Source organism: Flavobacterium sp. 102, from assembly GCF_003634615.1.
Lineage (GTDB): Bacteria > Bacteroidota > Bacteroidia > Flavobacteriales > Flavobacteriaceae > Flavobacterium.
The window spans coordinates 3,062,004-3,080,925 of sequence record NZ_RBKX01000001.1; the positions used below are offsets into that span (position 1 = coordinate 3,062,004).

Genomic DNA, 18,922 nt, shown 5'->3' on the forward strand with positions numbered 1-18,922 from the left:
GATTAATAACCCGTATTTTGCGGGTTCAGGTTCGGGTTGGCAATCAGTTCGGTAGCTGGTAGTGGCCAAAGGGCATCATTGGCATTCCATCCCGGTTTTGATAAGGGTAAAACGGTGTTGAGTTGCGCCGTACGTTTCAGGTCAAAAAACCGATGGCCAAACTCGCTAAACAGTTCAAACCGCCGCTGATTCAGCACCTCAGCTACAATTTCGTCCGCATTAACCGCCGTGGTATTACCCAGTCCTGCCGTGTTGCGTATGAGGTTTAAATCCTGCTTAGCATTGGTAAGTTCACCTTGTTTCGCCCGTGCTTCGGCTCTAATGAGGTATTGCTCTGCCAGTCGCAAAACCACCGAATATTCTAACGAACTAGCGGTAGCTATGCGCTGTTTGTACTTAAAGGCATGATACCAGGTGTTAGTCCCTGCGGTAACCGCTTTCACCCATTTCACTTTACGCTGGTCATTGGCAGCAAACGCATTGACGAAATCGGCACGCAATCCTACCGTGGTTGGCGGCCCCGTCACAAAAATATAAAGTCCGCCTTCACTGGTATTGGTTCCGGCAGCATTGGGCATAAATTGCCAGATGGTCGTCGTACTGGCTTTTAAAAACACCTTATCCAAATCGGTTTCCCAGGTATATAACGGACTATTAATCACCGCCGAAGCAGCATCAGATGCCTCGGCATATGCACCCGTGTACAAATACGCTCTGGCAAGTACTGCCATCGCGGCAAATCGGTTCGGGCGCACCCGCTCCGCCGTGATATACGTTTCCGGCAGCAAAGCCTGTGCTTCCTCTAAATCAGCAATGATGTTTTCATATACCGTCGCGCTCGCCATTCGGCTTACCTGACTGTTCTGCACCGGGTCTGTCGTTTTAATATACGGCACATCACCATACAGGTTCACTAAATAAAGATGCACCAACGCTCTTACAAACAGTGCCTCACCTTTAAACTGGTTCCGCGAAGCTTCAGGCAGGCTGACCGAGTTGGTCACGCCTTCAATGATCGCATTGGCTTCATAAATCTGTCGGTAGCTTTGGTTCCATATCGTACCTACTACTGACTCGCCATCAAACAACGTATTGTTATAAAAATTATTCACGCCCACTGCCTGATAGTTCTCAAATTCATCAGCATACCAGCCCAGTTGCAGTGAACCACCCGTGCTGTTGCCTGCCAACACACCATTATTGCGCATCTTCGCATACAACCCTGTCATAGCCGCATTTACCGTACCTACATCTTCAAATACGGCACTTCCCGTGAGTTGCGAATTCGGCTGCTCCACTTCTACATAGCTGTCGCACGAGTGTAACAGGCAGATGCACACCAGTATTGACAGCATCCATTTTATATTTCCGGCAGGGGTATCCTGCATCATATCTTTTTTCATAATCGTTTGCTTTTAAGTTAAAAAGTAAGTTGCACACCACCGGTAAAAACACGCAGTGGCGGTAGGTATCCGGTAAACCGCAATTCAGGATCACCGCCTTTGTAATGGGTAAACGTCAGTATGTTCTGTCCGCTCAGCGAGAGTTTACAGGTAACGCCTTTGGCTTTCAGTGGCACATCATAACTTACCGAAATGTTTTTCAGTCGGATAAATGATCCGTCCACCACCAGCGCATCGCTTTCCACATAACGGTAAAACGCTGCCGAAGCAGCACTGTTCGCACCTGATGTGTTCATCTGGTACGGCACTACGTCGCCTGCCTGCTGCCACGCGTTGGCATACGCCACACTTTGGTTAACCATCGCACCACCGGGCGAATTCGGAGTATAATCATAGGTTTTCTGTTTCACAAACTGAAAAAACAAATCCAGTTGCCAGTTCCTGTACTGAAACTGGTTTTGCAGTCCGCCAAAATACTCAGGGGTCAGGTCTATGGTTTTCTGTTTGTCGCCTGCGGTATTAAAGGCACCATCACCATTCAGGTCGGCAACCTCAAACAATCCTGTCTGCGGGTTCACACCCGTATATTCATATACCTTTATGATACTGGTCGGCTGTCCCACCACATACCGGTTGGCATAGGTAGAAGCAACCAGTCCCGGAAACGAAATCAATTCATTCCGCGCGGCCGAAACCGTCAGGTTGGTCGTCCATTTAAAATGCTTTCCGTTACAGTTTACGGTGCGCAATGTCCCTTCCACACCGCGGTTCTCCACGGTAGCATCTAAGTTGGCATTGATAGCAGTAAATCCGGTTGTTCCCGGCAGCGGCACACCTACCAACTGGTTCGAGGAAAGGTTTTTATACCACACCAGCGTCAGGAATATCCGGTCTTTCAGGAATCCCGTTTCCAGTGCCGCTTCAAATTTCGTGCTGCTCTCCCACCCAAAATCAGGATTAAACAGGCGTATAGGCTCCAGTCCTACCACACCCTGATAATTCAGCCCGTTGTTCCCATACGTATTCAGGTATTGGTAATCCCCTATCTGGTCATTACCACTGGTTCCGTAACTCAGGCGCAGTTTTCCAAAACTTAGAATGGTATTCTCTTTCAGGAAGCTTTCATTGCTAAACAGCCACGCGGCACCCACCGCTCCAAAAGTGGCAAACTGCTTTCCGGGCCCAAACCGACTCGACCCATCGCGTCTGCCGGTGACGTTTACAATATATTTGTCTTTGTAGTTGTAATTGATACGCCCAAAGAACGCCTGGTATTTATACTCCAGCACCTCACTGCCTAAAATCGATCGGGCATTGGCAGAACCCAGATTCGTAATCATGGCATTGCTCGCAAAGCCCGTCCCCGATATGAACAGGCGCGACGTCGTCTGCTCCTGCGCTGTCCCTCCAACCAATATATCCAGTGAACTGTTTTTAAAATCCTTTTTCCATTGCAGTTGTGGTTCAAACAGTTGCGACTGGCGCTCGGTAGCATTATCAATCAATGAGGAAACCGCGCTCGTCACACCGCTCGACGGATTCGCCATGGTCGAGGGTACAATTTTCTGCTCGTGATTCTTTACATCAGTATAACCAAGATTCACTTTGGCGGTAAGGCTCGGTGTTATCGCGTAACTAAGCACCACATTCGCCAGCAGGTCTTTCACATCTACCGTACTAAACGACCGCAGTGCCGCCAACGGGTTCTGAAACGTATTGTTCTCCCAGTTCAGGTTGCCATTCTCATCATACAAAGCCGGAGCGTTGGGTGCCAGGTTACGGGCCACACGGCTCAAATCGGTTGCAGGCTGTTTGTTATCCTGCAGCGTATAGCCTCCGGCAAACGACATTTTAAAGCGGTTGTCTTCCGTAGCGTGGTTCATCGTAAAATGAATACCCGTCCTGCGGTATTTAAAATCTCCGGGAATCACCGTGGTTTCCTGTCTTGAACTCCCACTCAGCAAATACTGCGTCTGGTCAGAGCCGCCCGAAACACTCGCCTGCAGTTCATGAATCTCGGCAGTACCGCCCAGCAGTTCCTTCTGCCAGTTGGTGTAACGGCTTTGGTCCCACGTGCCGTTTACATCATACGCCGTCCCAGGATAGGTTGTAATCCCATCATTCGCATAGGCATCACGCCGCATGGCAAGGTATTGCTCCGTGTTCATCAGGTCTATGAATTTGGCAACTTTTCCGTATCCGGTCGAAGAACTTACGCTAAAGCGGGCTTTTCCTGCCTTCCCTTTCTTTGTGGTAATCAGCACTACCCCGTTGGCACCACGCGAGCCGTAAATTGCAGTAGCATCGGCATCTTTCAGTACCTCAATGCTCTCCACGTCTTTGGGATTAATGCTGTTCAGCGGGCTTGTCGTACTGGGCATGCCGCTCGTCGTACTGCTATACCCTATCGTTTCTGACGAATACGGCACACCGTCTATCACATACATGGGCGAGTTGCCATCCGCGCGCAGGCTGTTTACCCCGCGTATCTTAATCTGGAAACCACCGCCTGCCGTACCGCTGTCCTGTATGATGTCAACTCCGGCAAGCCGTCCCTGCATCGCCGCCAGTACGTTCGATACGGGTTGTTTGTCAATGTCTTTTGCCGTAATCTTGGCAATGCTGCCCGTACGTTCCTTATCCTTTACGGTATAATACCCGGCATTCACCGTTACTTCCTTTAGGTTGGTAGCATCATCGGACAGTACCGCATTGAGCAAAGCCCTGCCGTTTACCCCTATTTCTATAGTCTTAAACCCGATATAGCTAAAGACGAGGGTATCATCCGTTTGTGCAGTAAGGCTGTACTTCCCTGCACTATCCGATATGGTACTGTTTTGCGTTCGTTTTACAGTAATAGTCACACCCGGCAATACACCATTGACATCGCTTACGGTTCCGGTAATTGTTGTAGGTTGTGTGTTTTGGGCAAATAAGGCGTTGCAATAAACTAGGCTTATAAAAAGTGCGTACAATAAAGGCGCTCGTGCCTTGTACAATGAAATTTTATTCATAATATTGGTTGGTTAAATGAAACATTAGTTTTGTTTGTCTAGGTCCTCTATTCAACCGCCAAGTAGACTCAGGGGACCTTTTTTATTTTGTAAAGTTTTAGTTTGTCTGTTTATACCATAGGCCTGTATTTTAAGGTTAATCTTCTATTTTCTATTCTCTATTTTCTTTTAAAAAAGTTGCCCCAACAAAATCTAATCAATAACCCACTCAATTTAAATTAAACAACTAAACCATCTCAAGACTCATAACTCATAATTAATAACTCATAACTCAAAAACGGCTGTCAGGGCAAACTTTAATATATAACAATCAGGACGTCTTGGAGAAGGGAATCTTATCCCTCTTCCCTAATCCCTTTTAACACAATAAAAAAATGATGAATCTAATAATCTGAAGTATGCCCAAAAGCCTTAATACTTAATACTCTGGTCTTAATACTTTTTTTTCCGCTTCGCGAAAAAAAAAGGCATGGAACTCAGCTTAGACGTTTCAGAGGTACTGGTATACCCTACACACGAATAAGTGAGCCCACGCCCAAGGAGCGTGAGCATTGGCACTTATCTTCTCGTGTGTTAAAAATTACCAGTTTTCTGAAACGAGATTCAAAGCGAATGCTTCAATATTATACTTGAAGAATCGCAAATTTACATTACATAATTATAATGATTAAGCAAATATAATAAATATTTTTAATTTGGGGATATATCCCCAAAACATTTATCCTAAATAATAAGAAATTGCTTTAATAATATATTAAGATTATGAGTGAGCAACTAGAACGTTTCTTAAGGGATTTTGGGAAAAAAGTAAAAGAGATAAGAGAGGTTAAAAAATATACATTGGAAGACCTCGAGTTTAGTACAGGGATAGACTCTAGTGATTTTAATAAGATTGAATTAGGCAAAACAAATATCACATTAAGAACTTTTATAAAAGTAGCTAAAGGACTTGAAGTGCATCCAAAAGAGCTATTAGATTTTAAATTTGATTTAGACAAAGAATAATTAATTCAGATTAATTTAATTTTCACCTATTTATACCACAATTAAAAGACACTGAGAGGTGTCTTTTCTTTTGCCTTCTATTTTGCATACAGATAATACTTATTTGCATATTAATTCAATTTCATAATTAGTATTTTGATCACCTTTAAAATTTAAAGTATGGAGTGGTATGAAATAGTAGTAGCAATCCCGGTTATAATTGTGGGGATCTACATCCGAGGGATATTCTATGAGTGCAAAAAGAATATGCATCATAATGATAGTTGGAAAAATCGTAAGAAATAAAATATAAGTATATATAATTTATAAAGTAATTCTTAATATATTTGAATTTACGAACTAAACACATAAATAGCGGATATACAACCAACTTTTAGATTAATAAAGGTTTTGTATAGCGGCTATCTAACTGTTGTGCAAAATGTTAAAAAAACAAGTTTAAATAATAAAATAAAGATATGATAGCAAAAGTTGAAATTTTTACTTTTAATATTCTTAATAAAAGTAATAACGATGTTAAAATAAAATTTGAAGACGAAACTTTAAAAGAAATATTCAAATATTTAAAAAAGAATATGCCTAATAAGATTAATCAGTTTCCACCAGGCAAGGATAAAAAAACCTTCAAAATTGATACATATATTGATGAAAAATCAAAACAAAAAAAATCTTACTTTGAATTTTCAGAAAAAAATAAAAGATTAGAGGGTGTTTTTGTAGTCGGTAGCGATGCAGACAAAGTCCTTAAATTCACATCAGCAGATAAACATAAAAAAGAAAGTGGACAAAAAGAAAAAGGGGTAAACATTGATAACAATCATTATTTTCAAATATTATTCATCGAAGGAAGCGATACTGGATTTATTGTGTTAGAAAAAAATCAGAAAAGCTGTAAAAAAGAATTTTGTAACATATTAGAATCTATTTTAAATGAACTTTACAGCGGAATTAAATTATCAGTAAAGCAGTTTATTGAACGTGAATTTTATATAAATTATTTAAAAGAGGGAAACTATAATTCAATAACTTGTGTAAGAAAAGGTGTAAAAACAGAGAGTAATGATGGAATTCTAAACATAATAAATCAAGGAACATATAAAATAGAAACAAAATTGACAACAAGTGGAGACTTGACAACTAGAATAAAAAATAAAATTGTTAATGCATTTGAAGATCGAAAAAACTTCATAGAAATTCCTGAATTTGACGAATTAAATTATAACATAAATAATGGAAGTTACTTAATAATCAATTCGGAATATAATGGCAAATCAAGAACAATTGATTTGTCTAATGTTTTAAAAGTCAAACCAATATATGATTTAGATGATGTAAAAGAGAACTCCGATGGCAATCCAAATTTTAAATCAATACGAAATAAAGTAAATGAATTATTAACTGAGCTTGACATTAATATTTACTAATAAAATGAGTAAATTATTTGGTTTTTTTAATGAATTTTACGACCGATTCAATAAAAACACAAGAATAGTGATATTATTTATTTCATTTTTTTTGTCAGCTATTTCATTTTTTATTTTAAATCTTGATACAAATATCATCAACCTAATTTCTGTCGTATTATCAATAACAATTGGTTTGATGTTCAACTTTGCGTCAAGTTTATCTGATAAAATTAATTCTGAACATTTAACGATTAAATATAAATTCAAAGAACTACGACTTGATAAACTTGAATTATCTTACCGAAGTTCATACTTTTCAATTTACATTTCAATAGTTTGCCTTTTAGTATGTTTAATATTGATGACATTGGACACAAAAAATACTTTTATAGTAAGATCTGTAACAAGCATTTTAGTTTTTTCACTAATTCAAATGTTTCTTTCATTTTATTTCGTATTGAGTGATATGAAAAATTTTGTGGATTATGATATTAAACAAGAAAGAAAAATTATAAAGAAAAAAAGAATAAACGATCGAAATAGATAAAAACAGTTCGCACAATAGCTGTTAGCCGCTATGGCTAGTTTTTCTTGAGTTGTACCATTTATTCCCGTAAATATTTTATCTTAGTAGATAATATGCAGTTCGTTGGCTTCGCTACAGTCAAATAGCCTCGAAACGTTATGAGCAGTACCAGCCTGAAAGATTAACATCAAAAAATATAAATATGAGTACAGACGAATATAATAGAATATGTATGCTATATCAAGTATTCACAAAAAGATTTGACTTAGTTCAAGAATATACCTACGATAGATGGTTTAAGTGTTACAATTCTAATTTCTATGGAGTAAGAGACCAAAATTTAGAAACATTATATCGATTTCAAGAATTAACTTTGAGACACATATACTCTGGAAATTATATTCAATCACAACATTTTTCAGATGAGTATTTAGATGATTTAGTAGTCAAAGTTGGAGAGAACAAAGTTTGTGTTCATTCAGAATTGGGATTAGTAATTTTACATCTTTTATTTTATAAATTACAAACAGGCATTAATCAGTTTGTTAATTTGTTAGACATCATTTTAGAGAATTCTCCGGGCTTAATAAAAACTGACGAAGAAAAGAGAGTTTATAAAATGAAACTCTATTCTTATGACGAATATCTTTCCCAATTCCAAAATATTCAAGATTATGGCTTTATTTTTCACTTGTTTGGAAGAACAAATTCTAGTTATATGACTCTAAATTGGAATAATGAAATTGAAATAGATGTTTTCAGAATTAAGCAAGCACTTATAAGATTAGCAAATTTTAACTTTGAAAACCTTGAAGGAATTATAATAGAATGAGCCATGCTCATAACAGCGGTTATCAGCTATAACCGGTTATTATGTTTCAAATCTACTTTTACTAAAACATTATCACATGTGGCGAAAGCAGTTCATTGGCTTTGCTACTGGCTGATATTCGCTACAAATTGACGATATAACTAATTCACAATAATAAAAAACACATAATTAAATATGTTTGAAAAAATAACTTATCTGAAAGATTTCATTATTTACTTGATCCCAGGAATTCTAATATGCTACTTCAGTCTAAATATTTTTAATCTTTTATTTGGAGAGACTTTAACTACAGTTTATATTTCTGCAGATAGAACTCTGAGCTTTATAGGAATAATTTTTTCTTTTTTAGTTGGCTTTTTGATTTGTCAATTACAAATAATGTTTTACAATAGAATTCTAAGGGAAAAATTTAGAAAAATGAGAACTATCAATGAGACTCAATATTCTGAAGAATTAAAAGATGTTTTAATAAAACGAATAAAAAAAGTTTTTAAAATCAACAATGTTGATAAAAATCAACTATTAAACGATAATTTAATAATTTTCAGCTGCCTTAATTACGTCAAAATTCATACAAATGATGAAAGTCAAGAATATATAAATCGTTCAAGCTATCTTTCTTCATTTGCTACAACATTAATAATCCCAATAAACCTTGGAATACTGAATTTGTTATTGCATTTTAAGTTGTCTGCTTTCACAATAATATTGGCTGTAATAATATCAACAATAATTGTATTTTTAATTACTAGAAAAATCGCAATAAATTTTAGAGATGAATGGTTTAGAAGTATTTTTAGACAGTTTTTAATATTATCCAATAAAAAATAACTAATTATAAGTCTACAGTTTTAAAACAGTCATCAGTTTTATTATTTATTCAAAAACATATTTATCTATATTTTTTTATGGAAGATAGTATATAATTTCACAATTCGGCCGCTAACTGTTACCAACAATAATTTTTGATTAATCAAGAAAAAATATGGATGCATTTGAACAAATAATTGGGCAACTATTGGAAGAAGATGGATTTTGGGTTCGTTATTCAGTCAAAATAAACTTAACAAAACAAGAAAAAGTTGAAATCGGTAAAGCTACTACGCCAAGACCTGAAATTGATATTGTAGCTTACAAGCCAACGGAAAAAACACTATATTTAATAGAAGCAAAATCATTTTTAGATAGTGCGGGTGTTGTATTTGAACATGCAATAGCTGAACAAGACATTCAGCATGGACGTTACAAATTACTAACTTCTCTAAAATATAGAAATGTCCTCAAAAACAGACTAAAAATAGATTGGGTTAATCAAAAAATTATTGCTGATGACACAATCATTAATTTTGGACTAATAGCAGGTAAAGTACATAAAAATAGAGAAGCCGAATTAGAAGAAAATTTCAACGCAAAAGGATGGCTTTTTTGGGGGCCTACAAAAATCAAATCAAGATTAACAATGCTTTCAGCAAAAGCATATGAAAACAACGCTGTAACGATAGCTGCAAAGCTATTAACCAGATAAAAAATACTAAGCTACAATTTAGATCTTAAGCAAAGTTTTTATACTTCTAGTTCAATAGAACTAAAAGATTTGATTCAAAACTCAATAGTATAAAATTTAAAAGACTAATAAGATTAAAAATTTAAATCTTACAGAAAGAAACATGGAGATATATTTCGAAAATATAAAAGAGAGAATAATAGACGAGATCTCAAGTGCCAAGTTCAATGTTTTTGCTGCTGTGGCTTGGATGGGAGAAAAATATATATTAAATGAATTAACCAATTGTCTTCTGAGAGGAGTTCAAGTGGAAATTATTATAAATGATGATCAAAGGTTTCATGATTTTAAGGATAAATATGCTGATTTTGAAAAGAATGGTGGGAAAATTTTTCTTTACGACACAAAATCATCTTTAATGCACAATAAATTTTGTGTAATAGATTTATGCACTACAATAACTGGCTCATTTAATTGGTCTTATGGAGCAACATTTCACCAAGAAAATATTATTATCGAAAGAAAAAACATTGAAGTTGCACACCAGTTCGCGCTTCAATTCATTAAGCTAAAACAGAGCTCAACATTATTCTCCAACATAAGAGCCGGAAATGTTGAACTTTCACACAAAGTCAACGTAAAAAGTTTCTCGGGCTATTCGGATGATGTTTCAGGAAAAGGAATTTTTATATTACTTGAAGAAGGGAATAGACGTGGATATTTATCATTAGAGGCTCCTTATGGTAATGACACTTCATTTATTCCGAATGAAATTCATGGTTTTTGGAAAAGTAAAATTGAAATTGAAAGTTTTGATTCAACTAAGAACGATAATATTGAGTACTATGAATTTATTTGTATCGACCCTAATATAATAAAATACATAAAATGAACCGTCAGCATAAAATCTTATAAAAGACATACTTTAGTTGTTGTATCAATTTTTAAACTAAGAACTTTATTCAATCATTCAAAAGATAATTTACCAAGCTTATGCAGGAAAGACAACTTCTTGAAACCTGGAGAGAAGAATTTAAACAGCATCTAAATTCTATAAATATTTTTACTAGTTCAAATACTCAAACTGCTTTTTTTTATGAAAAATCAAAAAAAGAGATTTTTGATATTGGCTTTAATGTATTCAAATTATCGTCCGACTTATATTATAGAGAAAATTTCCATAGCGATATAATAAAGGCATTCCTTGATCCTTCAGAAAAGCATAACGAGAAGACAAAATATTTGAATATTTTTATTGACTTATTAAATAAATCGGGGCATCATCAGCTAAATAAATATGATTTTGAAAATGCAATGGTAATTAGAGAAAGAAATAATATTGATATTCTCATAGCTGATGAAATTAGTACAAAAGCGATAATTATAGAAAATAAAATCAACAATGCTATTGATCAAAAAAGACAACTACCAAGATACTTCAACACAATCAAAGAAAAATACAACGTAGAAGCAATAGTTTATCTGACACTTAACTCAACTAAACGACCCGAAAAAAATGATTGGACTAAAGATGAAATATTACAAATAGAGCCTATTCTAAAGGTTATCCCATCTCTTGATAAATCATATCCAAATCTATTCCATGATTGGATTGTACCGTCTATTATTGAAAGTAAAAACTCAGAGGGCTTATTTCTTCTACAACAATATGGTAATTTAATCAAACACATAAATTCTCAAACTATGGATACTATATCAGTCGAAAAATTTTACAATACCTTAAAAGAAAATGACAGCCTAAAAACTTCAATCTCCATTAGAAACATGCTTAATGATTTACCTGAATATATGGCAATTAGGATTGAAGATAAATACAAAAATCACTACTTCCCATTTTCTAAAATTTGGAGATATCAGCTCAGAGACTGTGTTTTTGAGTGCTTTGACATGGAAGGCTTCACTGTCAAAATGGATATTTGGTGTGGGGAATACGGTTATAAAATTCATGTTTGGAATCCAAAAAATACTGAATTAGACATAAAGCAAAATTTACCGGAATTAGCCTGCATTTCTGATTTCACATATGATGGCGGAAAAGTCAATAATGTGTTTAAAGAATTTTCATTTTTTGAAGAAGAATTAGTTTTTGAGTTTATTGATCAAATTATTGCTCAACTCAAAACAGTAAAACTGGAATAATTCTAACGTTCAATTATTTACTGATGTAAAGTAACCTTCCAGTCACTCAACATGAAAGAAATTATAACTATAATTGAAAGTATAGACTCAAATATTCCAAATATCAATCCTACACAAATTTATAATGAAGGATGGATGACTCGCTTGTTAATCACTCTCTCAATTAAAGAAAAAGCAAAATTAAATGGTTTTGATTTTGGTAAAATTCCAAATTGGACATCCGAAGCGTTAGTTTCAAGCCCATTCATAAAGGCATCAACAAAACGCGAAGGTTATACCCATGCAGATATTGTCTTTGGTGATTTTACTATTGATTACTCAATATCAGGTAAAATAAATGTAAATCAAGATGCTCAAATATTTGGTATTATAGAAGCAAAAATGGGTAGTTCTTTGAGTAAAGGAACAAGTAATGTCAAAGAATACAATCAAGCGAGTAGAAGTCTTGCGTGTATAAGTAGCCAACCGTATGATAATAACTCTAACATATTTTTTATAGTAGTCGCACCTGAGAACAAAATTGCCAAAATTAAAGAACAAATTACTTTGGAGAAATTGATTAAACAAATTGAGAATAGGTTTTCAGACTATCATGACGACTTCAAAATAACACAAAATATGAATTCAATAATATCCAAAGCAAAACAATGTAAAGTATTAGCATGGAGTTACGAGGAATGGATTGAAGCGATTGCTAATCCGGACACAAAACAATTTTTGACAGATTTTTATGAAAAGACTAAAAAATGGAACAGAGTGTAAAACAGAACTTACTTTGAAATACCAACAGACATCAGTGTCAACTACCATAAATTTACTACAAACATTAAATTTATTTTAGTACTTTAGAAGACTCAATTAAAAAGAAGGTGAATCAAAATCAAACCATCTACCTAGACAATGCAGCAACTACCAAAGTAGACAATAGAGTCCTTGAGGCAATGCTCCCCTATTTCACCGAAATCTATGGCAACGCCTCTAGCAATCATACATTTGGAGAACTAGCCAAAAAAGCAATTGAAATGGCTCGAGAACAAACCGCTGCCATTATCAACGCAAAAGCTTCGGAAATAACTTTTACCTCCGGGGCAACCGAAGCGATAAACTTAGCGCTAAAAGGCTATGTCGAGGCCAATATTGAGAAAGGCAATCACATCATAACAGTTAAAACCGAACACAAAGCGGTATTAGCCACTTGCGAATATTTAGAAGAGCGTGGCATTGAAGTCTCATATCTAAACGTAAACCAAGAAGGTCTCATATCACTTCAAGAGTTGCAAGAAGCAATCCGTCCCGACACCATATTAATAGCAATAATGTATGTAAACAATGAGACCGGAGTGATACAACCTATTGAAGATATTGGTAAAATAGCACACCAAAATAATATTGTCTTTTTTTGTGATGCTACCCAAGCCATAGGCAAAATTAAAGTAGATGTAGCCAATGACAATATAGACATGCTATGCTTCAGTGGTCACAAATTTAATGGCCCAAAAGGCATTGGAGCGTTATACAAAAAGAAAGAAATACAACTAACTCCCCTCCTTCATGGCGGTGGTCAGGAAAATAATTTAAGAGGAGGCACATACAATACTCCGCTAATTGTTGGTTTGGGAAAGGCATGTGAAATTGCACAAAAGGAATTAAAAATAAACGCTAGTGTCACAGAGGAAATAAGTATATACCTTAGCCAGAAAGTTAAGCAGATACCAAATTCAGTTATTATTGGAAGTGAAAAATTGAAGGCATATAATATTGTTGATGTTTTGATACCGGGATTAAATTCTGAGGTATTTATTGCAATGACTAGTAATTTATCGTTAAGCAATGGGTCGGCATGTACTTCACAAATTATTGAAAGTTCACATGTGTTAAAAGCAATGAAATTGGACGATCAAGAATGCAAGCAAACTATCAGAATATCAATTGACAAAACAATAACAAAAAATCAAATAGACGAATTAGTTAATACATTAAAAGTCGAAACAAGAAGTACTTAGTATGTTAAAAAATGTTACATGGGCGGAAGATAGGGATTATAAAACTGGTAGTGAGGACGAACCATTACAATTCTATTTGGACGGATTGACTAATAGTATTGAATTTCATTTGTTATTAGGTTACTTCAGTTCTTCTGCCATCAATTTATTGTCAGTAGGTTTTGCTACTTTTATAAGCAAAGGCGGAAAAATGAGAATGGTTATCAATCATTTACTTTCATCAAAAGACAAAGAAGCAATTAATAAGGTTGAGGAAGGCAATACAAATGACTTAAAGGTTTTTGATTTAACTGATTCAAGTATTTTACATCGTTACTTAGATGAATATGACATTCACTTTTTTGAATGCTTAACCTATTTAATATCGCAAAAAAGAATAGAAATTAAAGTTATTAAACCAAAAAACGGAAAAGGAATTGCTCACTACAAATCCGGTGTTTTTAGCGATGGTGAAAATAATGTTGGTTATAAAGCATCTTGTAATTTTACGCTTTATGGTTTATCTGAAAATTTAGAGGAGCTTGAAGCATTTCTTAGTTGGGAAAATGGTAGGTCTAATAAACTAATAAAAAAGCAGCTTAACATTATTGATGACTATTTTAATGAAAAAGATGATGATGTAGATTATTTGCCAAGTAAAGATATTGAAGTCGTATTAAAAGATAGATTTGGAAATAAAGACATTAATGAATTAATAGTTCAAGAAGAACAACTACTCAGAAAGAAACAAAATTTAATGTCATCAAATTCAAAAATAAAAAAAACTATATCCAATATTTTTGGTAAAATTGAAATTGAAAGAAAAACTCCAAAATTTCCATATGCAGAAGGTCCAAGAGACTATCAGATAGAGGCATATAATAATTGGGTGAATAATGATAGAAAAGGATTGTTTGCTATGGCTACTGGTACTGGTAAGACACTTACTTCACTAAATTGTATTTTAGAAGATTTTAAATTATCGAATTTTTACAAATTTATAGTTCTTGTGCCTACAACCGCATTAACTAAACAATGGATTGAAGAAGCAAACAAAAAATTTAATTATCAAAATACTATTTTATGTTGTAGTGAAAATAAAAATTGGAAATCAGAAGTTACTAATTTAGGAAAAAACATTCTTTTTGGTCGAGAGATTAATTATGCTATTATAACTACTTATGCAACATTTAAAGGTGTTAGATTTCAATCAATGTTAAAAGAATATTTTACGGATGATTTTGCTAAAATGACTTTAATAGCTGATGAAGCTCATAATTTTGGATCACAAGGATTTTTAAAAGTAATCCCTAATTTCATTAATAAAAGAATTGGTTTATCAGCTACTCCTGAAAGACAATTTGACGATAATGGTAATAAATTGCTAAATGATTTTTTTTCATGTTCAGATGAAGAATACACGTTTGAATATAATATGAAAACAGCAATCGATAATGGAATATTGTGTAAATACTATTATTATCCTATTATAGTAAATTTAGAAATAGACGAACAAGAAAATTATCTCAAAATTTCAAAGGAATTAATGAAATATATTGACTTTGAAACAGGTAAATATAGAGAATCTGAATATGTAAATAATCTGCTCATAAAGAGAAAAAATATAATTCACAAAGCTAAAAACAAGTTGAATGCTTTGATTTCAATAATAAATAAAATTGGGAAAGAAAATTTCAAAAAAGCATTTATTTATGTCCCTGAAGGTATAGAATTTGACAGCATTGAAAATGAGTTTACTCCTCAAGAATTTGAAAATGAAACGAGTAAGATTATTGATAATTACATGATAGAAATCTACAATCATTTTCAAACGAAAATGGCAAAGTTTACCGGTGAAACAAATAATAGAGACCAAATTTTAAGTCAGTTCAAGGAAGGACAATTAGATGCTTTACTTGCAATGAAGTGCTTAGATGAAGGTGTAGATGTTCCTCAAACTAAATATGCTATTTTTTGCTCCTCTACCGGTAATCCAAGACAATATATTCAAAGGAGAGGGAGAGTATTAAGAACACACAAAGAAAAAGAATTTGCTATTATATATGATTTAATTGTTAAGCCATCTTTAAGTCATACTAATACAGATGAAACTTTAACCAAAATGGAAAAGAACATTTTCTTATCTGAATTGAGAAGACTAGTAAATTTTGCTGTATTAAGTGAAAACAAAGACCAATCATTAAAAGATTTAGAAACTCTTTGTTTTAATTTAGATATTGATATTTATGAATTAGCAAACAATGAATTAAACAACTACAAATAAGATGAAATCATTAAACGACTCATTAAGAGAAGAATTCGATGAAATTCTTGACAAGGAAGAATATAAGAAAATTATTAAGGATAAAAATTTAGATTTAACTGTGTTAAAAAAAGCTTTTGATACACTTTTAAAATATAAGTCAGACGCAGAAGCTATTGACAAATCTAAAACAGAGTTTGAAAATTATTTAATTAACTATTTTAAAATTCAAAAAAATGATAATTAATAAAGTAGAGATTAATAATTTTTTCTGCTATGTAGGAGAAAATGTTTTTGAATTCGATAAGGGATTAAATATAATTTCTGCCAAAAATTCTGGAGGGAAATCACATTTTTTCAATGCTTTTCATTGGACCTTTTTTGATAATATTTATGTTGATAAGGAGTCAGACACTTCTAAGAAAGAATGGAAAGCAGCTTCTAAATTAAATATTTTACCTGACTATGTAATTGAAAATTCAAAAGACAATGATATATTAAAATCTTCAATAAAAATCACTTTAACTGCCGAATTTCATAGAAATGAAGAGATTAAAAATGAACTAGTCGAATATCATTTTGAAAAAGAAATATCGTATAAAAAAAATGATAATGAGATATACCCAGTTTCTACAACAGAATTAAATATTTGGTATGTAAAAGATGGGGAAACATTTTTTCTAGAAAAAGGAGAACATAAATGGTTTATTGATATTATATTTCCAGTCAGTATTCGAAAATTTATGTGGTTTCAGGGCGAGACAGTTGATGAATTATACGATTTCAGTAATCCTGCTACATTAAAATATGCAATCAATGAAATTTCATATTTTCCTGTTTATGAAAACTTAGTTAATGTAACTAAGAAATCCATAACTAGTATTAGCGATAAGATAGATAAAGAAGTTAAAAAATCGAAAAAACTATCTGAAGAACAAGAACGTGTTTTGAATAGTATAGAATATTCAAGAAATAGGATAAAATCTTTGGACGATAAAAAAATTGAAGCACAGAATGAATTAGAAAATTTAAAAGAATCGATTTTCAAAGAAGAAGAGAAATTAAAAGGTCTTGACAAGTATTCAGATTTAAAAACTAAGCTTACTAAATATGAATATGAAATCAAGTCAATAAATGATAAAATTGAATCACTTTCAACATTTGGTAAAGAAAAATTTATATCAAAGTGGATGTTAAATAAATGTGATGATTTAATTAAAGCTTCAAAGACTAATATAGATTTAATAGCTTCAGAAATTAAAAGTCAACAAAAAAATGAAAATCCAGTACCCATAACATTACCAGGTCCAGAATATGTTCAGCAAATGCTTGATGATCATATTTGTTACATATGCGAACGTGAAGTTGAAGATAATTCTCCAGCATATTTTGCTCTTGAATCTCGAATGGAGGATTTTAAGAATAATCAAATACAAAAAATTCTTTCTGATAACTTAACAGAATTAAATAGGGCAAAACGTGGTCTTTTAAATGAGTTACCGGAAATATCACAAGAAGTGGAAAAGAATGATGCTGAAATTGAAAAATTAATTGCATTAAGAAAACGGACAATTACATTAAGGGATAATTTATTTTCAGATGCTGGGATTTCAAACGGTTCCGAAATTATGCTAGGTTCTGAGAGTGCAGAGAAAATATTGAACAAAATTAGAAGTCTGAATTCAAGCAAAACTGCAATCGAAAGAAGATTACAAGGTTATGATTCGGATAAACAATTTGAAGAAAGAAGCTTAGAAGATTTATTAATTAAAAAGTCAAAATTTATTACCGATACAGAAGGTAGCGATATTTCAGAAGTAGAAGCTCAAAAATACATTAGCTTAATTCACAGTGTATTAGTAGATTTAAAATCTGAAGCTTTAAGTAATCTTATAAATGAAATCACTATTGAAAGTAATAAGCTTTATACTAAGTATTTAGGAGGTAAAACACAAGGAGAAATTGAAATTGATAGAGGTGTTAGAATAATTGACAAAGTAACACGCAAATCATTGTCAAATTTAAATACAGCTGAATTAACAGCTCAAAAATTAGCTGTTGCTAATTCCTTTTTGTCGTTAAGCGAAAAGAAAATGAATCGTTCATTTCCTTTACTAGCTGACGCACCGACATCTCAATTTGACGATGATAACACACTTTTTTTAACTGAAAACTTATCAGATTCATTCGATCAAATAATTATTATGTCTAAAGATTACAATAACCTTAAAGGAGTTGAAAGGGATGAGTTTATCAAAAAAGCTAAGATTAGTAAATACTATGAATTAAATAATGATTTGATAGATAAATCAGGGCCTGATTCTAGAACAAATAAAAAAACATTTAAAAATGTTATAAAATAATGGAAAAGCTATTTACAGAAATAAACAAGAGAAATGTTCATTATGGAAACTATGTTGAACAAATTAAAGATTTATTTGCTCGCAAGCAAGAATCGTTAAAAAAACAAGATGATAAATTCTTTTCTAAATATTGGCAGGTTTATGCATGGGCTGCAATTATTGGTTTTAAAAATGATAAAAGAGAAGAAGGAGCCGATTTACCATTTCAATCTTCTTTTCAATATCAAATGATAACTAATGGTTCTGATACAATTGCTAATGGACTATTGCTAATGGCTATAGGGAAAGTTAAAACTAAAGAAGTTAAAGATATATTAAACTCAAGAAAATTATTAACTGTTATTAGTGAATATGCAGAAGGCGGAGCAAAACATATTCTTGAGATAAGACAAACTCCTGGTTTTGAGCGTAAATTTGATAGTCCAGACGATTATTTAATAGAAATTATTAAACGTAAATAAGAG

General features: G+C 33.2%; 15 protein-coding genes. 13 read left to right on the plus strand and 2 right to left on the minus strand.

What is annotated here, in order from left to right; translation table 11 throughout:
* Window positions 1-2: 2 nt before the first annotated feature.
* The gene (locus tag C8C84_RS13500) at window positions 3-1,403 is read right to left on the minus strand and encodes a RagB/SusD family nutrient uptake outer membrane protein (protein WP_233549816.1); all 1,401 of its coding nucleotides are present in this window, start codon (window positions 1,401-1,403) and stop codon (window positions 3-5) included.
* 17 nt (window positions 1,404-1,420) lie between these two features.
* Window positions 1,421-4,417, minus strand: coding sequence for a SusC/RagA family TonB-linked outer membrane protein (locus C8C84_RS13505; protein WP_121314145.1), 2,997 nt, complete (start codon window positions 4,415-4,417; stop codon window positions 1,421-1,423).
* A gap of 762 nt (window positions 4,418-5,179) precedes the next feature.
* On the opposite strand from C8C84_RS13505, the gene C8C84_RS13510 reads away from it, so the two are divergent.
* The 13 genes from C8C84_RS13510 to C8C84_RS13575 all read left to right on the plus strand — a co-directional run bounded on the left by C8C84_RS13510 (window position 5,180) and on the right by C8C84_RS13575 (window position 18,919).
* Window positions 5,180-5,422 carry a helix-turn-helix domain-containing protein gene (locus C8C84_RS13510; RefSeq protein WP_121314146.1) on the plus strand — a complete coding sequence of 81 codons (243 nt, stop codon included), beginning with the start codon at window positions 5,180-5,182 and terminating at the stop codon, window positions 5,420-5,422.
* 458 nt (window positions 5,423-5,880) lie between these two features.
* Complete coding sequence (locus C8C84_RS13515; RefSeq protein WP_121314147.1) at window positions 5,881-6,846, plus strand: hypothetical protein; 966 nt, start codon at window positions 5,881-5,883, stop codon at window positions 6,844-6,846.
* Between the two features lie 710 nt (window positions 6,847-7,556).
* Window positions 7,557-8,186 carry a hypothetical protein gene (locus C8C84_RS13525; protein ID WP_121314149.1) on the plus strand — a complete coding sequence of 210 codons (630 nt, stop codon included), beginning with the start codon at window positions 7,557-7,559 and terminating at the stop codon, window positions 8,184-8,186.
* 174 nt (window positions 8,187-8,360) lie between these two features.
* Entirely contained in the window at window positions 8,361-9,017 is a 657-nt protein-coding gene (locus C8C84_RS13530) for a hypothetical protein (RefSeq protein ID WP_121314150.1), read from the plus strand.
* A 154-nt stretch (window positions 9,018-9,171) separates the two neighbouring features.
* Window positions 9,172-9,711 carry a hypothetical protein gene (locus C8C84_RS13535; RefSeq protein ID WP_121314151.1) on the plus strand — a complete coding sequence of 180 codons (540 nt, stop codon included), beginning with the start codon at window positions 9,172-9,174 and terminating at the stop codon, window positions 9,709-9,711.
* A 142-nt stretch (window positions 9,712-9,853) separates the two neighbouring features.
* Complete coding sequence (locus tag C8C84_RS13540) at window positions 9,854-10,582, plus strand: phospholipase D-like domain-containing protein (protein WP_121314152.1); 729 nt, start codon at window positions 9,854-9,856, stop codon at window positions 10,580-10,582.
* Between the two features lie 101 nt (window positions 10,583-10,683).
* Complete coding sequence (locus C8C84_RS13545) at window positions 10,684-11,850, plus strand: PD-(D/E)XK nuclease family protein (RefSeq protein WP_121314153.1); 1,167 nt, start codon at window positions 10,684-10,686, stop codon at window positions 11,848-11,850.
* Window positions 11,851-11,901: 51 nt separating this feature from the next.
* Window positions 11,902-12,612 carry a hypothetical protein gene (locus C8C84_RS13550; RefSeq protein ID WP_121314154.1) on the plus strand — a complete coding sequence of 237 codons (711 nt, stop codon included), beginning with the start codon at window positions 11,902-11,904 and terminating at the stop codon, window positions 12,610-12,612.
* A gap of 107 nt (window positions 12,613-12,719) precedes the next feature.
* Window positions 12,720-13,853: a cysteine desulfurase family protein gene (locus tag C8C84_RS13555; RefSeq protein WP_233549818.1), complete on the plus strand. Its 1,134-nt coding sequence runs from the start codon at window positions 12,720-12,722 to the stop codon at window positions 13,851-13,853.
* 1 nt (window position 13,854) lies between these two features.
* Entirely contained in the window at window positions 13,855-16,116 is a 2,262-nt protein-coding gene (locus C8C84_RS13560) for a DEAD/DEAH box helicase family protein (protein WP_121314155.1), read from the plus strand.
* A 1-nt stretch (window position 16,117) separates the two neighbouring features.
* Window positions 16,118-16,342 (plus strand): hypothetical protein, encoded by a 225-nt coding sequence (locus tag C8C84_RS13565; protein WP_121314156.1) that lies wholly within the window; start codon window positions 16,118-16,120, stop codon window positions 16,340-16,342.
* Window positions 16,332-18,458 (plus strand): hypothetical protein, encoded by a 2,127-nt coding sequence (locus tag C8C84_RS13570; RefSeq protein WP_121314157.1) that lies wholly within the window; start codon window positions 16,332-16,334, stop codon window positions 18,456-18,458. The genes C8C84_RS13565 and C8C84_RS13570 overlap by 11 nt, the downstream gene beginning before the upstream one ends.
* Complete coding sequence (locus C8C84_RS13575) at window positions 18,458-18,919, plus strand: hypothetical protein (protein WP_121314158.1); 462 nt, start codon at window positions 18,458-18,460, stop codon at window positions 18,917-18,919. The genes C8C84_RS13570 and C8C84_RS13575 overlap by 1 nt, the downstream gene beginning before the upstream one ends.
* Window positions 18,920-18,922: the final 3 nt, after the last annotated feature.